23 protein-coding genes are annotated in these 19,720 nt (G+C 61.8%); 8 read left to right on the forward strand and 15 right to left on the reverse strand.

What is annotated here, in order from left to right; genetic code table 11:
* The first annotated feature begins 53 nt into the window (after window positions 1-53).
* Together N554_RS35390 and N554_RS0104665 are read left to right on the forward strand one after the other, a co-directional pair.
* Window positions 54-422, forward strand: a complete 369-nt coding sequence (locus N554_RS35390; RefSeq protein WP_036052417.1) for a hypothetical protein — start codon at window positions 54-56, stop codon at window positions 420-422.
* Window positions 423-754: 332 nt separating this feature from the next.
* On the forward strand, window positions 755-2,419 hold the full coding sequence (locus tag N554_RS0104665; RefSeq protein WP_029582414.1) for an MFS transporter: 1,665 nt from the start codon (window positions 755-757) through the stop codon (window positions 2,417-2,419).
* A gap of 205 nt (window positions 2,420-2,624) precedes the next feature.
* Here the strand turns inward: N554_RS0104665 and N554_RS0104670 are convergent, their stop codons facing one another.
* The 3 genes from N554_RS0104670 to N554_RS0104680 form a co-directional block, all read right to left on the reverse strand.
* Complete coding sequence (locus N554_RS0104670) at window positions 2,625-3,098, reverse strand: secondary thiamine-phosphate synthase enzyme YjbQ (protein WP_029582415.1); 474 nt, start codon at window positions 3,096-3,098, stop codon at window positions 2,625-2,627.
* 155 nt (window positions 3,099-3,253) lie between these two features.
* The gene (locus N554_RS0104675; RefSeq protein WP_029582416.1) at window positions 3,254-3,781 is read right to left on the reverse strand and encodes a hypothetical protein; all 528 of its coding nucleotides are present in this window, start codon (window positions 3,779-3,781) and stop codon (window positions 3,254-3,256) included.
* 53 nt (window positions 3,782-3,834) lie between these two features.
* A complete protein-coding gene (locus tag N554_RS0104680) occupies window positions 3,835-4,458 on the reverse strand; it encodes a 2-hydroxychromene-2-carboxylate isomerase (RefSeq protein ID WP_029582417.1) in 624 nt (207 codons plus the stop codon).
* 667 nt (window positions 4,459-5,125) lie between these two features.
* Here N554_RS0104680 and N554_RS0104690 point away from each other — a divergent pair.
* The 5 genes from N554_RS0104690 to N554_RS0104710 all read left to right on the forward strand — a co-directional run bounded on the left by N554_RS0104690 (window position 5,126) and on the right by N554_RS0104710 (window position 7,674).
* On the forward strand, window positions 5,126-5,503 hold the full coding sequence (locus N554_RS0104690; RefSeq protein ID WP_029582418.1) for an AtpZ/AtpI family protein: 378 nt from the start codon (window positions 5,126-5,128) through the stop codon (window positions 5,501-5,503).
* A 64-nt stretch (window positions 5,504-5,567) separates the two neighbouring features.
* Window positions 5,568-6,317 carry a F0F1 ATP synthase subunit A gene (locus N554_RS0104695; protein WP_029582419.1) on the forward strand — a complete coding sequence of 250 codons (750 nt, stop codon included), beginning with the start codon at window positions 5,568-5,570 and terminating at the stop codon, window positions 6,315-6,317.
* Between the two features lie 56 nt (window positions 6,318-6,373).
* Complete coding sequence (locus N554_RS0104700; protein ID WP_009796340.1) at window positions 6,374-6,601, forward strand: F0F1 ATP synthase subunit C; 228 nt, start codon at window positions 6,374-6,376, stop codon at window positions 6,599-6,601.
* A 28-nt stretch (window positions 6,602-6,629) separates the two neighbouring features.
* Window positions 6,630-7,184, forward strand: a complete 555-nt coding sequence (locus N554_RS0104705) for a F0F1 ATP synthase subunit B family protein (protein ID WP_029582420.1) — start codon at window positions 6,630-6,632, stop codon at window positions 7,182-7,184.
* A 4-nt stretch (window positions 7,185-7,188) separates the two neighbouring features.
* Window positions 7,189-7,674 (forward strand): F0F1 ATP synthase subunit B family protein, encoded by a 486-nt coding sequence (locus N554_RS0104710; protein WP_029582421.1) that lies wholly within the window; start codon window positions 7,189-7,191, stop codon window positions 7,672-7,674.
* Between the two features lie 100 nt (window positions 7,675-7,774).
* On the opposite strand, the gene N554_RS0104715 is transcribed toward N554_RS0104710, so the two are convergent.
* From N554_RS0104715 to coxB, 12 genes are all read right to left on the reverse strand, one after another.
* Window positions 7,775-8,440 carry a hypothetical protein gene (locus N554_RS0104715; RefSeq protein WP_029582422.1) on the reverse strand — a complete coding sequence of 222 codons (666 nt, stop codon included), beginning with the start codon at window positions 8,438-8,440 and terminating at the stop codon, window positions 7,775-7,777.
* Between the two features lie 107 nt (window positions 8,441-8,547).
* Window positions 8,548-9,135: a GNAT family N-acetyltransferase gene (locus N554_RS0104720; protein ID WP_029582423.1), complete on the reverse strand. Its 588-nt coding sequence runs from the start codon at window positions 9,133-9,135 to the stop codon at window positions 8,548-8,550.
* A gap of 38 nt (window positions 9,136-9,173) precedes the next feature.
* A complete protein-coding gene (locus N554_RS0104725; RefSeq protein ID WP_029582424.1) occupies window positions 9,174-10,463 on the reverse strand; it encodes a M16 family metallopeptidase in 1,290 nt (429 codons plus the stop codon).
* On the reverse strand, window positions 10,460-11,878 hold the full coding sequence (thrC, locus tag N554_RS0104730) for a threonine synthase (protein ID WP_029582425.1): 1,419 nt from the start codon (window positions 11,876-11,878) through the stop codon (window positions 10,460-10,462). Before thrC ends, N554_RS0104725 begins: the two co-directional genes overlap by 4 nt.
* Before the next feature lie 122 nt (window positions 11,879-12,000).
* Window positions 12,001-12,768: an SURF1 family protein gene (locus N554_RS0104735; RefSeq protein WP_029582426.1), complete on the reverse strand. Its 768-nt coding sequence runs from the start codon at window positions 12,766-12,768 to the stop codon at window positions 12,001-12,003.
* On the reverse strand, window positions 12,765-13,154 hold the full coding sequence (locus N554_RS0104740) for a DUF983 domain-containing protein (protein WP_029582427.1): 390 nt from the start codon (window positions 13,152-13,154) through the stop codon (window positions 12,765-12,767). The genes N554_RS0104735 and N554_RS0104740 overlap by 4 nt, the downstream gene beginning before the upstream one ends.
* Before the next feature lie 75 nt (window positions 13,155-13,229).
* Window positions 13,230-14,087 (reverse strand): cytochrome c oxidase subunit 3, encoded by an 858-nt coding sequence (locus N554_RS0104745; RefSeq protein WP_029582428.1) that lies wholly within the window; start codon window positions 14,085-14,087, stop codon window positions 13,230-13,232.
* A 90-nt stretch (window positions 14,088-14,177) separates the two neighbouring features.
* Window positions 14,178-14,822: a cytochrome c oxidase assembly protein gene (locus tag N554_RS0104750; RefSeq protein WP_029582429.1), complete on the reverse strand. Its 645-nt coding sequence runs from the start codon at window positions 14,820-14,822 to the stop codon at window positions 14,178-14,180.
* 5 nt (window positions 14,823-14,827) lie between these two features.
* The gene (locus N554_RS0104755) at window positions 14,828-14,992 is read right to left on the reverse strand and encodes a hypothetical protein (RefSeq protein ID WP_029582430.1); all 165 of its coding nucleotides are present in this window, start codon (window positions 14,990-14,992) and stop codon (window positions 14,828-14,830) included.
* 18 nt (window positions 14,993-15,010) lie between these two features.
* Window positions 15,011-15,949: a heme o synthase gene (locus N554_RS0104760; protein WP_029582431.1), complete on the reverse strand. Its 939-nt coding sequence runs from the start codon at window positions 15,947-15,949 to the stop codon at window positions 15,011-15,013.
* 55 nt (window positions 15,950-16,004) lie between these two features.
* Window positions 16,005-17,624 (reverse strand): cytochrome c oxidase subunit I, encoded by a 1,620-nt coding sequence (gene ctaD, locus N554_RS0104765; protein WP_029582432.1) that lies wholly within the window; start codon window positions 17,622-17,624, stop codon window positions 16,005-16,007.
* 81 nt (window positions 17,625-17,705) lie between these two features.
* On the reverse strand, window positions 17,706-18,545 hold the full coding sequence (gene coxB, locus N554_RS0104770; protein ID WP_029582433.1) for a cytochrome c oxidase subunit II: 840 nt from the start codon (window positions 18,543-18,545) through the stop codon (window positions 17,706-17,708).
* Window positions 18,546-19,003: 458 nt separating this feature from the next.
* On the opposite strand from coxB, the gene N554_RS0104775 reads away from it, so the two are divergent.
* Window positions 19,004-19,564, forward strand: a complete 561-nt coding sequence (locus N554_RS0104775; RefSeq protein ID WP_245283523.1) for an invasion associated locus B family protein — start codon at window positions 19,004-19,006, stop codon at window positions 19,562-19,564.
* Window positions 19,565-19,720: the final 156 nt, after the last annotated feature.

Raw genomic sequence — 19,720 nt, forward strand, 5'->3', positions numbered from 1 at the left:
GTAGCTGGCTTTTGAATCCGACCTATTTTCTTCCATTGACGGAGTGGCGGATCATGGAAGAGATGCGCCGTATTGCCTATGAAACAGTGCTTCGCGCATGCGGATTCGCATCGCTGGCCATCTTCTGCATCATGATCGGACTGTCCTTTCTGCCGCGCTCTGCCTTTCAGGCTGGAGGTTTTCTCAGCATATTGATGACGCTCGTTCTGGTGCTGAAAGCGCATGAAGCAAGGACCAAAGATCACCGCCGGACCGAGATGTGGCTCTATCTCCCGAAGGAAAGCCGTCCGCCGCAATCCTCCGCGCAAATGGTGATTTCGGCGATCATGTGCGAGACCTATTTGCTGTTCGCACGCTGGACCGCGGTGATCTCCATCGTGTTGTGGAGTATTGCGCTTTTTTTCTCTGTTATTGGACTTTAGTTCGAGACTGCGCCGACCGGCGAGGCTCCGGGTGCGCTCAGGTCTGCTGATTGTTTGTTTGGTGGCTAAATGCAGGGCGGCTCGAAGCGTTGAGAACGGCCTGCAATGCCAAGGCCCTCTGCGTTCCGAAAATCAGCACTGCCCACTGATTGCGCAGGTGGAATCATGCAAGCGCAGCAGCAGAGTCCGACGTCCTGTGCGCAGAGGCTCAACGCCAGCCGAAAGTACTATTGGGCCAAGTTTGGCGAACATGTAGGAACCTTCGAATAAATAAGCGTCAATCTGACGCAACACACATATTTGTGAGCAAAAAGAAAGGGAGCGATCCAAAAATGGCAACAATGGCTGTAACGGAAGTTAGAAGTACGGGGATGACGAAGGACGAACGTTTCGTCATTACCGCCTCATCGCTCGGCACCGTTTTCGAATGGTATGACTTCTATCTCTACGGATCGCTCGCCGGCATTATCGGCGCACAATTCTTCTCGGCCTATCCGCCGGCAACCCGCGACATCTTCGCGCTGCTCGCCTTCGCCGCCGGCTTCCTGGTGCGCCCGTTCGGCGCCATTGTGTTCGGGCGCATCGGCGACATCGTCGGACGCAAATACACCTTCCTCGTCACCATTGTGATCATGGGTCTGTCGACCTTCATCGTCGGCCTGCTGCCCAACGCAGCAACGATAGGCTTTGCGGCGCCGGTCATCCTGATCGTGCTGCGTCTGGCGCAGGGTCTGGCGCTGGGTGGCGAGTATGGCGGAGCCGCCACTTACGTGGCCGAGCATTCGCCGCAGGGCAAGCGCGGTTACTACACCTCGTTCATTCAGACCACCGCCACCCTGGGGCTGTTCCTGTCGCTGCTGGTGATCCTGTTTACCCGCACGGCGCTCGGCGAAGCCGACTTCGCCGCCTGGGGATGGCGTATTCCGTTCCTGGTATCGATCTTCCTGCTGGGAATCTCGGTCTGGATCCGGCTGCGCCTCAACGAATCGCCGGTGTTCCAGAAGATGAAGGACGAGGGCAAGAGCTCAAAAGCCCCGCTGACCGAAGCCTTCGCCAACTGGAGCAACGCAAAGATCGTCATCCTGGCGCTGATCGGCGGCACCATGGGTCAGGGCGTGGTCTGGTACACCGGCCAGTTCTACGCGCTGTTCTTCCTGCAATCGATCCTGAAGGTCGACGGCTATACCGCCAATCTTCTCATCGCATGGTCGCTATTGTTCGGCACCGGCTTCTTCATCGTGTTCGGCGCGTTGTCGGACAAGATCGGCCGCAAGCCGATCATTCTTGCAGGTTGCCTGATCGCGGCGCTGTCGTTCTTCCCGATCTTCAAGATGATCACCACCAACGCCAACCCGACGCTGGAAAAGGCGATCGAAACCGTGAAGGTCGAGGTTGTTGCCGATCCCGCAGGCTGCGGCGATCTGTTCAACCCGGTCGGCACCCGGGTGTTCACCGCGCCATGCGACACTGCCCGCGCCTTCCTGGCTCAGTCGTCGGTCAAGTATTCGACCGTCTACGGCCCCGCCGGTTCGGGCGTGAAGGTTGTCGTCAACGGCAAGGACGTGCCTTACACCGCGGCGGCCGCTTCGAATCCGCAGGTGCTGGCGGCGGTGCAGGGCGCAGGCTATCCAAAGGCCGGCGACGCCCAGATCGTGAAGATGTCGAACCCGTTCGACATCTTCCGCCCGCAGGTCGCGGCGATTATCGGACTGCTATTCATCCTGGTGCTCTTCGTCACCATGGTGTACGGGCCGATCGCGGCAATGCTGGTCGAACTGTTCCCGACCAAGATCCGCTACACCTCGATGTCGCTGCCCTATCACATCGGCAACGGCTGGTTCGGCGGATTGTTGCCCGCGACCTCGTTCGCGATCGTGGCCTCGACCGGCGATATCTACGCAGGTCTTTGGTATCCGATCATCTTCGCATCGATCACGGCGGTCGTCGGCTTCTTCTTCCTGCCGGAAACCAAGGACGTCGATATCAAGACCAACTAAATAGTCTCGCCGGCGGCAACAACCGTTCGGACAAGGCTCAAACACACCGGCCGCGGATCGCTCCGCGGCCGGTTTTTTCTTTAGAGCGTGATGACTTTTCTTCGAACCGCCATCCGCTCTATGTTTTTGTCTGAGCATGATCTCCGCGCAAACGCCTAGCGTTTGTCGCGAGGGAAAACCGGTACCCACTTCTCCGGATCATGTTCTAGCCGGTACCGCCGATGAACTGCAGCACGATCTCACGCCGGTGCGGGCGGGCGCGATGCTCGATCAGGTAGACCGCCTGCCACGTTCCCAGTGCGAGTTCGCCTTTCAGAACCGGGATGTGCAGCGAGGCCGCCGTCAGCATGGTCTTGACATGCGCCGGCATGTCGTCGGGGCCTTCGGTGTCGTGGCTCCATCCGGCGTCCTCGGGCGCCAACTTGTCGAGCGCCGTCGTCAAATCCTCGAGCACCGACGGATCGGCGTTTTCCTGGATTGTCAACGACGCCGAGGTATGACGAATGAACAGCGTCACCGCGCCCTCTCGCGCGCCAGCGTCCTTTACGAATTTCGCGATCTCGGCAGTGAGATCGACAAAGCCGCGTCCGGACGTTTGAACTGTCAGCAGCGATGTCGAGATCGTATTTGCGTCGACCGTGGATCGCGCCGAGCGCGAGAATGATTTAAGTGAGGTCATAAATGATCTCTCGATGTGTCTCCCGGCGAACGCCGGGACCTATCACCACCGGCGTTGGTCATTGCGAAAGGCACAACTTCCATCGCCCAGAATCGCAAGGCCGCGGAGTATGGTCCCGCGTTCGCCGCGACGAGACTTGAATTGAGCCGAAAATCTCAAATTTTGCCGGTGACGTCCTTCTGCACCCGGTTGGCGATCTCGACCAGCCGCCGCCATGTTTGCTCGATGAACGACATCATGCGATCCATATCGCGGTCGCTCGGCAAAGGAATTTCGATCTTACGCTCGCTCTCGGCCACCTTCGGCTCGGCTTTCTTTAATGAGTCGGTTTTCGGCAGCGGTTCGTCGATCTTGCCGGTGACGGTCGGCTCGCGCGCCGCCAACTCCGCTTTGAGCTTTTCGTTTTCCGCCTGGAGCCGACCGATTTCCGCGTTGAGGGCCGCGCCTTCGTCGGGCACCGCATAGCAAGCCCAGCCCGTGCCGGTGTTGGTGCAAGTCGAAACCGCGCCGGTACGGGTATCGAGCCTGAGCACCGCGTCGGCGACCGGCGCCAGCGAATAGCGACCGTTCTCGCTATCCGGCATCGATTGCGCCGCGGCGGCGCCTGGTCCGCCAAGGCAAAAAAACACTGTAGCCGCCGCGATTGCTGTGGAGAATTTCGAGGGCGACGTCGCTGTCATCATGGAGTTGCTCCGCCTCAAAACCGATAAGGTCTTCCGTATCCTGGTGCTCGATCCTACACTTGGGAACGATAGGGCGCGCGACCTGATTTCAACGCATCCGCGAGCAATTCGATCCGATCCTGCCCCCAGAATACCTCGCCGTCGAGCACATAGGCCGGCGATCCGAACACGTCGGCCGCCAGCGCATCCTGGCGGTTTTGCTCGTAGGCCGCGCTGATTTCGTCGGATCCCGAGCGCTCGACCAGCTGCTTGCCAGGAAGCCCCGCATCGTCGGCGATTTTGACCAGCGTCGCGGGATCGGCCAGGTTCAGCTGATCTTCCCACACCGCCGCATGGGCCTTCCGCAGAAACGGATCGGGGTCGCGGCGGGCCTCGACCGCCGCGATCACAACGCCGTCGGCGAGCCGCGGGTTGAACGGCGAATTCGCCGGCTGCAGGTGAAATTTCAGGCCGCGCTTGTCGCGCCAGCGCTGCAGCTCAATCATCCGATAGCGCTCCCGCACCGGATGGCGCTTCACCAGCGGCAGGCCTCCGGTCTCCGAGAACAGATCGACCAGCACCACCGGCTTGTGATTCACTTCCAGATCGTAGGTGCTTGCGACTTCCCGGAACAATTTGTGCCCGAGATAGGCCCACGGGGATTGAAGCGAAAAATAGTAATCGATTTGACGCGGCATGACGGTTAGGCCATTTGATGCGCGCCGACATCCCAACAGACCCGTCAAACCGATGCAAGACGATCGTCGAGAAGTTTTTAGCTGAGCCCGCGGAATTATTTCACTGGAACCGGACGATCAGAGCACGTCGCCCGAACCCCATCCGCCGGAGCAGGCGGTCGTTCCGATCGAGCTGGTGATAGAGCACGGCAAGCAAGAAAGCCGTGCGCCAGAAGGTCGATAAATCGCAAAGCTAGGCGCGGCAGCGGCGCCCGATCCTGAAACTCACTTCTGCTGAGGCCCGCCAAAATTGCCGTCGCATAGCCGGTCTCCCCATCAAAACGACCGGAAAATAGAAGCCGTCATCGGTGACCGGCGCGACAGTCCAGCAGGGCATGACCCGTCGTCGCCGCCGCGGGTCTCATCGTCCAAATGGGCATGACGACGCGCAGCGCTATCAGCGCGAGGATCAATGAAATCCTGCCGATCATGCGCGGAGCTGTTGCAGTGCGGTGATCGTGCGGCGGCCGACTCGCGGCAATTGGAATAAGCTGCGTCAAATCAAAAGCTTAAATGGTTATGACGCAATCTTGACTTGGTTAGATGCGGTCAGTATGGTCCGCGCGGCTTTTGAGGGTGACGGGGCGTAATTTCCATCAACCGCAGCATCGTTTCGGGTCTCCGCAGCATGGCGCAAGGCACGGACAACGGCGGAAGTGGAAGTCACGACAAATCGTCGTCCGACGAAGCTGCGCTTTCCGCAAGGCTCGGAACTCTGGATCACCGCTTGTCCGAAATTCGGGACAGCCGCAAAACCAGGACTGACCAACCCGGATCTGAAAGTGGAAACGGCGCTGCCAGAGCCTCGGCGATGGCGCGTGGTTTCCGGCTTTCCTCGGAGTTGGTCGCCGGCGTTGTTGTCGGAGCGGTGATTGGCTGGGGTTTCGACCGCTTGCTGTCGACATCGCCCTTCGGGCTCATCGTGTTTTTTCTGCTCGGCTTTGCCGCCGGCGTGATCAACGTGATGAGATCGGCGGGGGTGGCTCCGGACAGAACCGGCCGTTAAGGAACGCCGGACGAATTGAATGCAGTGCGCCGGCGTGGCCGGCTGACCAAGAGATGCCGCGCGGATGATCGATCCGATCCACCAGTTCAACATCGAGAAGATCTTCACGATTGGCCACATCGGCAATCAAGAGATCGCCTTCACCAATTCATCGGCCTACATGTTCCTCTCGGTGGCGCTGATTTCGCTGCTGATGATCGGCGGCGTTGCCCGACGGCAGCTGGTGCCCGGACGCTTCCAGTCGATGGCCGAACTGAGCTACGAATTCGTGGCCAACACCATCAGAAGCAGCGCCGGCTCGGAAGGCATGAAGTTCTTCCCGCTGGTGTTCTCGCTGTTCATGTTCATCATGGTCTCGAACATGATCGGGATCATTCCCTACACGTTTACGGTTTCGAGCCACATCATTGTCACGGCGTCGCTGGCGCTCTTGGTGTTCTTCACCGTGCTGGTTTACGGCTTTTACAAGAACGGCCTGAAATTCTTCAAGCTGTTCGTGCCCTCGGGCATTCCGATCGTGATTCTGCCGCTGGTGGTGTTGATCGAGGTGATCTCGTTCCTGTCGCGCCCGATATCGCACAGCGTGCGTCTGTTCGCCAACATGCTGGCCGGCCACATCACACTGAAAGTGTTCGCAAGCTTCGTCACCATGTTGGGGGCGATGGGCTTTGTCGGCTGGGTCGGCGCCATATTGCCGCTGGGACTGACGGTTGCGTTGACCGCGCTTGAGCTTTTGGTCGCGTTCCTGCAAGCCTACGTCTTCACGATCCTCACCTGCATCTACATCAACGATGCTATCCATCCGGGCCACTGACTTGGCCTCTCAAGAAAACCTGCCTCTCTAGCAAACCTCAAGAAGGAGTTCGTTTCATGGATCCGATTGCCGCGAAGTACATTGGCGCTGGTATTGCCTGCATTGGCATGGGTGGCGCCGGCGCAGGCGTGGGCATCATCTTCGGCAATTATCTCGCCGCAGCGGTGCGCAATCCGTCCGCCGCGCAGGGCCAGTTCGGCAATCTGATTTTCGGCTTCGCCGTGACCGAAGCGCTCGGCATCTTCTCGCTGCTGATCGCGCTGCTGCTCTTGTTCGCGCTCTAAGAGACTTAACGCCGAATGGGAGAAGCCTGTGGCTGAAAGTCATGGCGCCGCCAAGGGCACAACCGCCCACACCGAAGCCGATGCCCATGGACGCGCGTTTCCGCCGTTTCAGAAGGACACCTTTGCTTCGCAATTGGTGTCGCTGCTGATCGCATTCGTCGCGCTTTATCTGATCGTCTCGCGAATTGCGCTGCCGCGCGTCGGCAGCCTGCTCGACGAGCGTCAGAACGCGATCGAGGGCGATCTGGCCGACGCACAGAAGCTGAAGGACGAGTCCGACAGTGCGCTGAAGGCCTATGAAAACGACTTGGCTGCGGCGCGCGCCCGCGCACAGGCGATCAGCAACGAGACCCGCGAGAAGTTGAACGCGGCGTCCGAGGCCGAACGCAAGAGGCTGGAAGAGCAGCTGTCGATCAAACTCGCCGGGGCCGAGAAAAGCATTGCATCGACGCGCGAGGCGGCGATGCGCAACGTCCGCGGCATTGCCGCGGAAGCGGCCGCCGCGATCGTGCAGCGGCTCACCGGCGTGCTGCCCGACGGCAAGTCCGTGGACCGCGCCGTTGACGCGTCCTTGAAGGGATAAGTTGATGTTCGCCGAACCGGAATTCTGGGTCGCCGTCGCCTTTTTTATCCTTATGGCGGTATTCGCCTATTTCGGCGTCCATCGCACGGTGCTGACGACGCTCGACCATCGCAGCGAGCGCATCAAGGCCGAGCTCGACGACGCGCGCCGCCTCAAGGACGAGGCGGCCAAGTTGCTCGAGGAATACAAGGCCCGTCACGCCAGCGCCGAGCGCGAGGCCGAGGATATCATCGCCTCAGCCAAGGCCGACGCCGAGCGGATCGCGTCCGAAGCCAAGGCCAAGATGGAAGATTTTGTCGTACGGCGTACCAAGACCGCCGAGAGCAAGATCGCGCTGGCCGAAGCCCAGGCGCTGGCCGACGTCCGTGCGGCAGCCGCCAATGCTGCGGTGAGTGCGGCCTCCAGCATCCTGTCGCATTCGGTGAAGGGCCAGATCGCCGACGATCTCCTGGCCAAGGGCATTGCGGAAGTTCGCGAAAAGCTGAACTGACGAATTTCAATCGTAAACCAAAGCCGGCGCGAGATGATCGCGCCGGCTTTTTTGCTTCCGTACCCTCCCCTCTCCAGGGGAGGGTAAAGGATCGGCATCGCTACTTCTTCTTTCTCGCGGCCTTCGGCTCCGGCTTCAGCGCCTGCGGATCGAAGCCGATATAGAAGATGTAGGAGTCGCCGGTCGCGCCGGGCGGCACCGGATACACCATATCCTCGGCGACCAAGGTAAACGGTTCACTGCCGTCCTCCGACATCGATACGGTCGTCTGGTAGGCTTTGGTCGCGATCGTTTTCTCCTGCACGCCGCCCTGCACCACGGCGACGCGAAGCGGAATCTCGACGCTCGAGGGAGCACCGGCCGGGCCGGCGATGATGCGGCCCTGAATGCCGATCCGCGCGGTGATCTGGTCGCCGGTTTTCGTGCATTCGCGCGCGGTGCGGGTGATCGTCGCCTGATAACGCAGGTCGTTGCCGATCGGCTGCTTGCCCGGTGCTGCCACGGCATAGGTGGACGCCCCGGCGCGAATGCTGACCGGGGGGCAGGTCAGGTCGCTCTCCCCCTCGGCGGCCGGCGGTGGAACGCCCTGGGCAGGTTCCTCCGGCTTTCCGCCGAACAGACTCCTGAAGCGATCGCCTAGCGACTGCGAGGCCGCCGGCGAGGCAAACATGCTGCAGCCTATGACGAATGAAACCGCAGCCAGTATCGCGATTCCACGACCCCTGCCTGACCGAGCAGTCCTTATGATCCCACGTTCGTCACCCATCGATGTTCCCGGCATCCTGCATCATATGACCATCGTCCCTTTAGCCGCGTTATAGCAGGGCATTGGCGGCGAACCCAAGACGCATGTCACAATCTCGAAACCGAGGATTAGCCGCGAAAATCCTCATGCAGCAGGCCGAACAGCAGGTGGTCCTGCCAGACGCCATTGATGCAGAGGTAGCGCCGCGCCAAGCCCTCGCGGCTGAAGCCGCATTTCTCCAGCACCCGAATCGACGGTGCATTCGAGGGGATGCAGGCGGCCTCGACGCGGTGAAGATTAAGTTCGCCGAACAGCGACGGCAGCAGCACGCGCAACGCCGCTGTCATGTAGCCGCGATCCGCATGCGGTTGCCCGACCCAGTAGCCGATGGTACCGGCCTGCACGATGCCACGGCGGACGTTCGCCAGCGTGACGCCGCCGATCATCGCACCATCTGATTCGCGAAATACGATGAACGGATAGGATCTATCGGCGGCGATGTCTTCGGCATAGCGGCGCAACCGCCGCCGGAAGCCGGCGCGGGTAAGATCGTCGGACGGCCAGATCGGCTCCCAGGGAGTCAAATATTCCCGGCTGGATTCGCGCAGATGTGCCCATTGCAGAAAATCGGACATCTGCGGGGCGCGCAGCAAAAGCCCCTGGCCGCGCGGAGCAAGCGCGGCCGGTCCGCTGGATGGCAAACGAAACAGGGCCATATGTGGTACTCCCCGATCCCGAGCCTCGCGCCAGGCCTCTAATGAAGGCGCGCCTTGACTTTTGACTTAGTCAATCCTTCCGCAAAAGCCACCGCCGTGTCCAGACCCCTTCCACTGCCAAGGGCGACGACCGCCGGCCGACTGCGCGACAAGAGCTCCCGCGCGGCGTTGCGCGTCGAGTCGACGCTGACGGCGTCGATCCTCGCGACCAGCTCTTCCACGCTCAGCGGGCGTCCATAGGCCAGCACGTGACGCGCCAGCTGTTCGGCGCGTGAGGTGCAACTTTCCAGCGCCATCAACAGTCCCGCCTTCATCTGCGCCTTGGCGCGCGCGACCTCGGCTTCGGTCAAGGTCTCGACCGCATCATTGATGACATCGACGATGACTTCCATCATTTCCGGCGCATCGCCCGGGTCGGTACCGGTGTAGAGCCCGAAAAACCCGGTGTCGGTGTAGGGCGCGTGGAAGGTGTAGATCGAGTAGCAGAGCCCGCGCTTCTCGCGCACCTCCTGGAATAGCCGTGACGACATGCCGCCGCCGAGCAAATTGGTGAAGACCTGCAAGGAGAACAGCGACAGATCGGTTTGCGGCACCCCCTCCAGCGCCAGCGTCAGATGCGCCTGCTCGAGTTCGCGATGCACCACGCGGGAGCCGCCTTTGCCGAACATCGCAGCTTGAGGCTTTGGCGCGGGCGTCGCGTCGAAGCTGGCAAAGCGCTGCGTCACCTCTTCGACGATCCGCCTGTGATCGATCGCGCCGGCCGCCGCCACCACCATGTCCGGGCCGCGATAATGCGTGGAGAGATAGCCGCGCAGCATGTCGCGGTTAAAGCCCTTCAGGGCCTTTGCCGTCCCCAGCAATGAGCGGCCCATCGGCTGATCCGGGTAACACAGCTCGTTGAGATGCTCGAACACCACGTCGTCGGGCGTATCCTGCGCCGCGCCGATCTCCTGCACGATGACGCTCTTTTCGCGCTCCAGTTCGTCCGGCACGAACGACGGATTGGTGAGAATGTCGGAGAGCACGTCAAGCGCCAGCGGCACGTCGGCCTTCATCACCCGCGCATAATACGCCGTGGTCTCGGTTGAGGTGCCGGCGTTGAGATCGCCGCCTACTGCCTCGATCTCCTCGACGATTTCGCGCGAGGTGCGCCGCGCGGTTCCCTTGAACGCCATGTGTTCGAGCAAATGCGAGATGCCATGCTCGTCCGGCTTTTCGTCGCGACCGCCGACGCCGGCCCACACCCCCAGCGCCGCTGTTTCCAAATGTGGCATGGCGTCGGTGATCACGGTGAGGCCGGAGGGAAGCTTGGTGACATCGACGCTCATCCGGCAACTCCTTGCTTCGCGGCGCGGCTGACCGACCGCACGAACCGCTCGACTTCAACCTGATCGTTCTTCATGACCTTGATGTGCTCCGGCTTGGTCATCAGACCCTCGAGCCAGGCCGGCAATTCGGGGCGCAGGCCACAGGCAGCCTCCACCGCATCGGGAAATTTCGCGGCATGCGCGGTCGACAGCACGATGTTGGGAATCTTCGAATCCGAGGTGTCGCGATCGGCCACCGCCAGCGCCACCGCGGTATGCGGATCGACGAGATCGCCTGCCTCGCGCCAGGCGGCGCGGATCGCCGCGCAGGTTTCGGTCTCATCAGCACGTCCGGCGTCGAATTCCTCGCGGATCGCGGCGAGCGTTGCGTCGGGCAGCACGAAACGGCCGGACTGCTTTAGCGATGCCATCAGCCGGCGAACGGTGGCTGCGTCGCGACGGCTCGCCTCGAACAACAGCCGCTCGAAATTCGACGACACCTGGATGTCCATCGATGGCGAGGCGGTGGCGTGAACTTCGCGCACTTCGTAGATGCCGGTTTTGAGTGTGCGCGGCAGAATATCGTTGACGTTGGCGGCAATCCGCAGCCAGCGGATCGGCAGACCCATCCGCTTGGCGACGAAGCCGGCGAAGATGTCGCCGAAATTCCCGGTCGGCACGGTGAAATCCACGGTCCGGGCCGGTGCGCCGAGGGCGACGGCGGACGTAAAATAATACACCACCTGGGCGACGATCCGCGCCCAGTTGATCGAATTGACGCCCGACAGCGAGACGGCATCGCGAAAGCTGTGATGGTTGAACAGCCCTTTCACGATCGCCTGGCAGTCGTCGAAGGTGCCTTCGATGGCGAGCGCGTGAACATTGCCGGCGCCGGCCGTCGTCATCATGCGCCGCTGCACGTCGGAGATGCGACCGTGCGGAAACAGCACGACCAGATCGACATTGTCGAGACCGGCAAACGCATCGACCGCGGCCCCGCCGGTATCGCCCGAGGTTGCGACCACGATGGTGGTGCGCTGGGAACGCTGCGCCAGCACATGATCCATCAGCCGCGAGATCAGCTGCATCGCCACGTCCTTGAACGCCAAGGTCGGGCCGTGAAACAGTTCCAGTACGAATTGATGGGGACCGATCTGGCGGAGCGGAACCACGGCGGGATGGCGGAACGTAGCGTAGGCCTCGTTTGCCATGCGGCCGAGATCGACGTCGGAAATCTCATCGCCGACAAACGGGCGGATCACCTCGACCGCGACTTCCCAATACGGTCGACCGAAAAATCCGGCGATGGTTTCGCCCGAAAGCTGCGGCCAGGTTTCGGGCACGTAGAGGCCGCCGTCTCGGCCGAGCCCGGTCAGCATCACGTCGCAGAAGCCCAGTGTGGGGGCCTCCCCCCGTGTCGAAATGTATCGCGTCAAACCGCCCTCCAAAGGCGCGGGATTCCGCCAAGCCTTTGATATTGATAGATAATCGAAGTTGCCGATGGCAAGGTCGCGTGGCACCATAAAGCGTTTTCAGGCGAAGGGGAAACCGGTTGTTGTCACGCCCGCCGCTGCCCTCTCATCCAGACCCCGAACGCGAACACGACCGCGCCCGCCAGGCCGAACCAGGTGATGGCGTATTGCAGGTGATCGTCCTTGAGATGGACCTGAAGCGGTCCCGGTTTCGGAATGCCGCTCGCGGGCACCGGCTGCTCCAGGTCGATGTAGAACGCCGCGACCAGCTTGCCGGCCTCTCCCCAGCCGAGCGCCCGCGCCATTGCAAGATGATCCCGCGTGAACCACAGCCGCTTGGCGGGATTTTCCGACGGCGTCAGGGCCCCGGCCGCCTCGGGAAAACGGATGTAGCCGGTCAACGTCACCGGCTCATTGGTGATGAGCCGCGCCACGGCGCGATCCTGCTGCGCCCGATCCTGCATCGTGTTCTGCACGAAGCCGGTGTTGATCACGACGGTTTCTCCGCTCGGCAGGCGCGCCGGCACGAAGGCCCATGTGCCGGGACCGGAAACATCCTCGCGAACGCCGGAACCTGAACTGTAGACCATAGCGTCCGGACCGGGCTGATAGGTTGCTGCAAAACTGACGCGCCGGAATTCGTCCCGGGCCGGCGTGAGCCCGCTCCACTGCGAGGGATAGGGCAACGGTCCGGGTGCTGCCGCGAGGCGCTCGGTCAGGGCCGCGATCAAGGCATGCTTCTCGACCCGGCGCTGCAGCTGCCACAGCCCGAGGCCGACAAACACCGCCACCATCACAAGCGTAAAAATGCCAAAGCCGGCGACGCCGCGCCGGCGTGCCATCATCCCGGTCATTTCGGCTCGCGATCGATCGGCCTGGCTTCCGCGGCCTTGTGATGGAATTGCAGTGCGATCAGAAGCGCCTTCATGGCGCGCAGCGGCAACAGCGTGGTCGCGAGAATCAGCGGCAGCCACAGCACTGCATGCAGCCAGAACGGCGGCTGGTATTTCACCTCCACGATCAGCGCGCAGCCGACCACGATGGCGCCGGCAAGCATGATGATGAAAATTGCAGGCCCGTCGCCGCTGTCGATGAAGGCATAGTCGAGCCCGCAGGCCTCACAGGTCGGCCGCAGCGTCAGGAACCCGGCGTAGAGCTTGCCGCTGCCGCAGCGCGGACATTTGCAGGCGATGCCACGTATCGCGCTCTCGGTCAGCGTGGGCAAAGTCTGGTCCTGCATGCGTTGATCTTCTGCGTTTCGCGAAGCAAAAAGGGCGGCCCTGCGGCCGCCCCTTTGTAACACAGTGGATGGCAATCAATGTGCGCCGTGGGCCATGGTTTCGGCGCCGTGGCCCCAGACATAGATGCAGATGAACAGGAACAGCCACACCACGTCGACGAAATGCCAGTACCACGCGGCGAATTCGAAGCCGAGATGCTGCTTCGGGCTGAAATGCCCGGCATAGGCGCGCGCCAGACAGACGATCAGGAAGATGGTGCCGACCAGCACATGGAAGCCGTGGAAGCCGGTCGCCATGAAGAAGGTCGCGCCGTAGACATTGCCGGCGAAGCTGAACGCGGCATGGGCGTATTCATAGGCCTGCACACAGGTAAAGGCCGCGCCGAGCAGGACCGTCAGGATCAAGCCGTATTTCAGGCCCTTTCGATCATTCTCCAGCAACGCATGGTGCGCCCAGGTCACCGTGGTGCCCGAGGTCAGCAGTATTAGCGTATTCAACAGCGGCAGATGCCAGGGATCGAAAGTCTCGATGCCCTTGGGCGGCCAGACGCCGCCGAACAGCGCTTCACGGGTGGCGTGAACCGGATCGCCGGGAAATAGCGCTGCGTTGAAGAAGGCCCAGAACCAGGCGACGAAAAACATCACTTCGGACGCGATGAACAGGATCATGCCGTAGCGATGGCTGATCTGCACTACGCGGGTGTGATCGCCCTTGTACTGCGCCTCGCGGATCACGTCCGCCCACCAGCTCGCCATGGTATAGAGCACGCCGATAGTGCCGACGCCGAAAACGATCGGCGCGGCGGCAAACATATGATGCATCCAGCCGATCGCGCCGACCGCCATGATGAAAGCCGAGATGGAGCCGACGATCGGCCACGGGCTTGGATCGACGAGGTGGTAGTCGTGATGCTTGACTTGCGCCGTAGCCATTTCGGTCTCTCTCCGTTAGCGATGCCGGTGCTATCCGGCACGTATTCGTCTAAAAAAACAAATTCCAGGAATCTTTTAAGATCCCGGCGATCAAAGGTTTCCCTTGCGTTTGTCCGGCTCACTCGCGGCAAGCGGTTTTGGGGTCGGCTCGCGCACGGGGTAGAAGGTATAGGACAGCGTGATGGTGTTCAGCCCGTCATTGTCGTGTTCGGCGACCAGCGCCGGATCGACGTAAAACACCACCGGCATTTCGCGTTTCTCGCCGGCCGCCATGGTCTGTTCGGTGAAACAGAAGCAGTTGATCTTCTGGAAATACGCGCCGACTGTCAGCGGCGCCACATTGTAGGCGGCCTGCCCGGTCGTCGGCCGCGCCGACTGGTTGGTCACGGTGTAGAACACGGTGACGACTTCGCCGATTTTGACCTCGATTTCGGTCTGCTCCGGCTCGAACTTCCACGGCAACCCGGGCCCAACATTGGCATCGAAGCGCACCGCGATCTTGCGCGCCAGGGGCCCCGATGATGGCGCCGAGGTCGCGACTTGCGTGGTGCCATTAAAGCCGGTGGCGCGGCAGAACCAGTTGTAGAACGGCACGGCCGCATAGGACGCGCCGATCATCAGCACCACGACAAACCCGCAGATCGCAGCCACCGCCGCATCGCGACCGAGCCCGCGATGCGAGCTCGCTTTCTGGTTTCTGATCGGCGCTTGCGGCATCGGCGGCTGGTTCTCCATATCGATCACATCGGCCGCACTAGGACCGCAGGCCCCTTGACCATGGTGACCGCGAAGAACAGCACGACGAGGACGCCGAGCGCGAGCGCAATGGCGATCGAACGCTGCCGGCGGCTTTTCTTCTGCGCCTCGGTGAGGACGATTCCATCTGGCTCATGCTTATCGGCCATTTCCTTGCCACGCGCCCCCTACCAGACCGACGGCGCGACGGCCTGGACGACAACCTCGATCAACAAGGTCGCGAACAGCGCGAACAGATAAACGATGGAAAACGCAAATAGCTTGCGCGTCGCGCGCAGCGCTTCGCGCCCCTCGCGGCGGCGGTAGACGTTGACCGCGAGCGTCAGCATGCCGGCGCCGAGAACGAGCGAGGTCACGCCATAAACCGCATCGAAATAGCCGAGCGGCCACGGCGCGAATGCGACCGCAACCAACACCACCGTATAAAGCAGGATCTGCAGCCGCGTCGCATCGGGACCGGCGACGACCGGCAGCATCGGCACCCCGGCGCGCGCGTAGTCGTCGCTGCGAAACAGCGCCAGCGCCCAGAAATGCGGCGGGGTCCAGAAGAAGATGATCAAGAACAGCAGCAGCGGCTCGACCGACAGCGAGTCGGTCGCCGCCGCCCACGCCACCACCGGCGGCAGCGCGCCGGCGGCGCCGCCGATCACGATGTTCTGCGCAGTCCTGCGTTTCAGCGCCATCGTATAGATCACGACGTAGAAGAAGATCGTAAACGCCAGCAGCGCGCCCGCGAGCCAGTTGACCAGGACACCGAGCGTCATCACCGAGAAGAACGCCAGCGTCATGCCGAATGTCAGCGCTTCCGGCCGGGTGATGCGACCGCGCGGGATCGGCCGGTTGGCGGTGCGCGACATCAACGCGTCGATATCGCTTTCGTACCACATGTTCAGCGCGCCCGACGCGCCGGCGCCGACTGCGATGCAAAGGATCGAGGTGAATGCCAGTACCGGGTGAAAGTGGCCCGGCGCGATCACAAGGCCGACCAGCGCGGTGAAGATCACCAGCGACATCACCCGCGGCTTCAGCAGCGCGATGTAATCGGCAACATCGGCCTCGGAAATCCGCGGTGACAACTCGATGGCGTTGTGATCGACAACCGACAAGTGTGGTCTCGCTTCCTAAAAAGCGCGGCGCAGTCAACGCGCCGCGCATTCTTGTTTACTGCACGCGCGGCAGCACTTCGAACTGGTGGAACGGCGGCGGCGACGGCAGCGTCCATTCCAGCGTGGTGGCGCCCGCTCCCCACGGATTGGCGGCGGCCTGTTGCTTGCGCACGAAGGCGTCGATCACACCGTAGATGAAGATCAAGACGCCGAAGCCGGAGATGTAGGAGCCGAGCGAGGACACCAGGTTCCAGCCGGCAAACGCGTCGGGATAGTCGACATAGCGGCGCGGCATGCCGGAGAGACCGAGGAAGTGCTGCGGGAAGAATACCAGATTGACGCCGATGAAGGTGAACCAGAAGTGCAGCTTGCCGATGGTCTCCGAATACATGTAGCCGAACATTTTCGGGAACCAGTAGTACCAGCCGGCGAAGATGCCAAACACCGCGCCGAGCGACAGCACGTAGTGGAAGTGCGCCACCACGTAATAGGTATCCTGCAGCACGCGGTCGACACCGGCGTTCGCCAGCACGACGCCAGTGACGCCGCCGACCGTGAACAGGAAGATGAAGCCGATCGCCCACAGCATCGGCGTCTTGAACTCGATCGAACCGCCCCACATGGTGGCGATCCAGGAGAAGATCTTCACGCCGGTCGGGACCGCGATCACCATGGTCGCGGCGACGAAATAGGCCTGCGTCGCCGAAGACATGCCGACCGTGTACATGTGGTGCGCCCACACCACGAAGCCGATGCCGCCGATCGCAACCATCGCATAGGCCATGCCGAGATATCCGAACACCGGCTTCCTCGAGAAAGTCGAGACGATCTGGCTGATCATGCCGAACGCGGGCAGGATCAGGATGTAGACCTCGGGATGGCCGAAGAACCAGAACAGATGCTGGAACAGCACGGGGTCCCCGCCACCGTCGGCGGCGAAGAACGTCGTGCCGAAATTGCGGTCGGTGAGCAGCATGGTGATCGCGCCGGCGAGCACCGGCAACGACAACAGCAGCAGGAACACCGTCACCAGGATCGACCAGACGAACAGCGGCATCTTGTGCAGCGTCATGCCTGGCGCGCGCATGTTGAAGATGGTGGTGATGAAATTGATGGCGCCGAGGATCGACGAGGCGCCGGCCAGATGCAGCGACAGGATGGCGAAGTCGACCGCCGGTCCGGGATGACCCGAGGTCGACAGCGGCGCATACATCGTCCAGCCCGCGCCGACGCCGTTGGCGCCGGGTTCGCCCTCGACGAAGGTCGAGATCAACAGCAGCGCGAATGAGGCCGGCAGCAGCCAGAACGAGATGTTGTTCATGCGCGGGAACGCCATGTCGGGCGCGCCGATCATCAGCGGCACGAACCAGTTGCCGAAGCCGCCGATCATCGCCGGCATCACCATGAAGAAGATCATGATCAGGCCGTGCGAGGTCACGAACACGTTGTAGGTATGGCTCTCGTGGAAAATCTGGACGCCGGGATACATCAATTCGACACGGATCGCGATCGACATCGCCGCGCCGATGATGCCGGCGATGACCGCGAACACCAGGTACATCGTGCCGATGTCCTTGTGGTTGGTCGAGTAGGCGAAGCGCCGCCATCCGGTCGGATGGCCGTGCGCGTGATCGTCGTGGGCGTGATCAGTGTGAGCCGGTGTCGCTGTTGCCATTTTTTTAAATCCTGCCTTGCAGTCCTGTTGGACCTCGCGGTCCCGTCGCCCTCGTCCCGTCGATACGCTTAAAGCTCTGGCTTACTGCGTCGCTGCGCCCGCCGAGGCGAACGAGTTCGCCGGTGCGGTCGCAAATTTCTTCTTCGCGCCCTCAACCCAGGCCGCGAATTCCTGATCGCTCACCACCCGCACCGCGATCGGCATGAAGGCATGATCCTTGCCGCACAGTTCGGAGCACTGGCCATAGAACATGCCGAGCTTGGTGGCCTTGAACCAGGTTTCGTTGAGGCGGCCGGGTATCGAGTCGATCTTGATGCCGAACGCCGGCACCGCGAACGAGTGGATCACGTCCGCGCCGGTAGTCTGAATCCGGACCACCTTGTTCACCGGCACCACCATCTCGTTATCGACGCCGAGCAGCCGGGGCTTCTTGTCCTGGGCTAGCAGCGAATCGAATTCGAACTTGCCGTTATCCGGATAGGCGTAGCTCCAGTACCATTGCTTGCCCGTGACCTTGACGGTCAGATCGGCCTTGGGAACGTCGAGCTGCAGAAACAACAGCCGGAACGACGGCACCGCGATGCCGACCAGGATCAGCACCGGAATAAGCGTCCAGGCCACTTCGATCAGGGTGTTGTGGGTGGTCCTGGAGGGGACCGGGTTGGACCTGGCGTTGAACTTCACAACGACCATGACCAATAAAACCAGAACGAACAGCGTAATTGCCGTGATGAGCCAGAACAGGAAGTTATGGAACCAGGTGATGTCATCCATTACCGGCGTCGCGGATTCCTGCAGCGTAAATTCCCACGGCGCGGGCTGCCCCAGTTCGGCAAACGCCGCCCCGCAGGCGACCTGCGCAACGCCTGCCACCGCAAATCCCAGCAACCGCCGGCCCGTTCGGCCCTTCGACATCTTCATGCCGCTCGCGCTCCCTTGATAAATTCCCAAAGCATTCTGCCGGATGGCGGAAAATGCTGCACGATCCGCCCTGACAAACGGCCTTGCGAGGTACTTTAGGAGTACTTGGGCCAGATCGCTAGAACGCGTCGAATCCAGCCTCTCAAACCATAATTCGCCGGCTCTCGCAATGCAGTAGTATGCCATGGAGCGATGCGCCGCCGGCTATTCTGCCGATGTCACATTTTCCCGTGAAATCAAGCAAAAGTACCACTTTTGCGCCGCGTCACAGCTTGACAGCCGGATTGCCCGATGTAGGCACAGATCGGGCGCTACACAGGAACCTGATTCGCAAAACAGTGGGGTGGCCTGTCCCGGCGCAAGGATGGCTTGAAGATCGCCTTCAAGGCGCCGTCATTGCCATATCACTGCATTGTTCGAACCGACTTTGCCAAAGGCATATCAAGGGATCGACCCGGATGGGGCCTTTCAAACACCATGCGAGAAGCGCCGCCAGCCGCGGCAACCCGTTTGCCAGCAGCTTCGGCCGCTGGCTGGCGGGCGGTCTTGCGATTGCGGTCTTGCTCGGCCTGACCGCTTCTGCCAGCGCCCAAGGCGCGGTCCGGTCGGTCCATGGCGACTGGCAGATCCGCTGCGACACGCCGCCTGGCGCGCAAGGAGAGCAATGCGCCCTGATCCAGAGCGTGGTGGCGGAAGACCGCTCCAACGCCGGCCTGACCGTCATCGTGCTGAAAACCGCCGACCAGAAGAGCAAGCTGATGCGGGTGGTGGCGCCGCTCGGCGTACTGCTGCCGTCGGGGCTGGGCTTGAAGCTCGACAATCAGGATGTAGGCCGGGCCGGCTTCGTGCGCTGCCTGCCCAATGGCTGCGTCGCCGAAGTCGTCATGGACGACAAGCTGTTGGGCCAGCTGCGCACCGCCAAGACCGCGACATTCATCATTTTCGAGACCCCCGAAGAGGGCATCGGCTTCCCCTTGAGTCTGAACGGGATTGGCGAAGGCTACGACAAGTTGCCGTGAGAGGTGGTCCGTCGTCGATCCCGGACCCCTCCCTATTCGCGGCAATAATGCCTATCTTCATCACCGTCGTCCCGGCCAAGTGCGAGCCGGGCCCATAACCACAGGTTACCGTGTTGTAAGGCGACCCTTCCGCGAGCGTCTGCTTAAACACCAAGA

This window comes from Bradyrhizobium sp. URHD0069 (assembly GCF_000701345.1).
Taxonomy (GTDB): Bacteria; Pseudomonadota; Alphaproteobacteria; order Rhizobiales; family Xanthobacteraceae; genus Bradyrhizobium.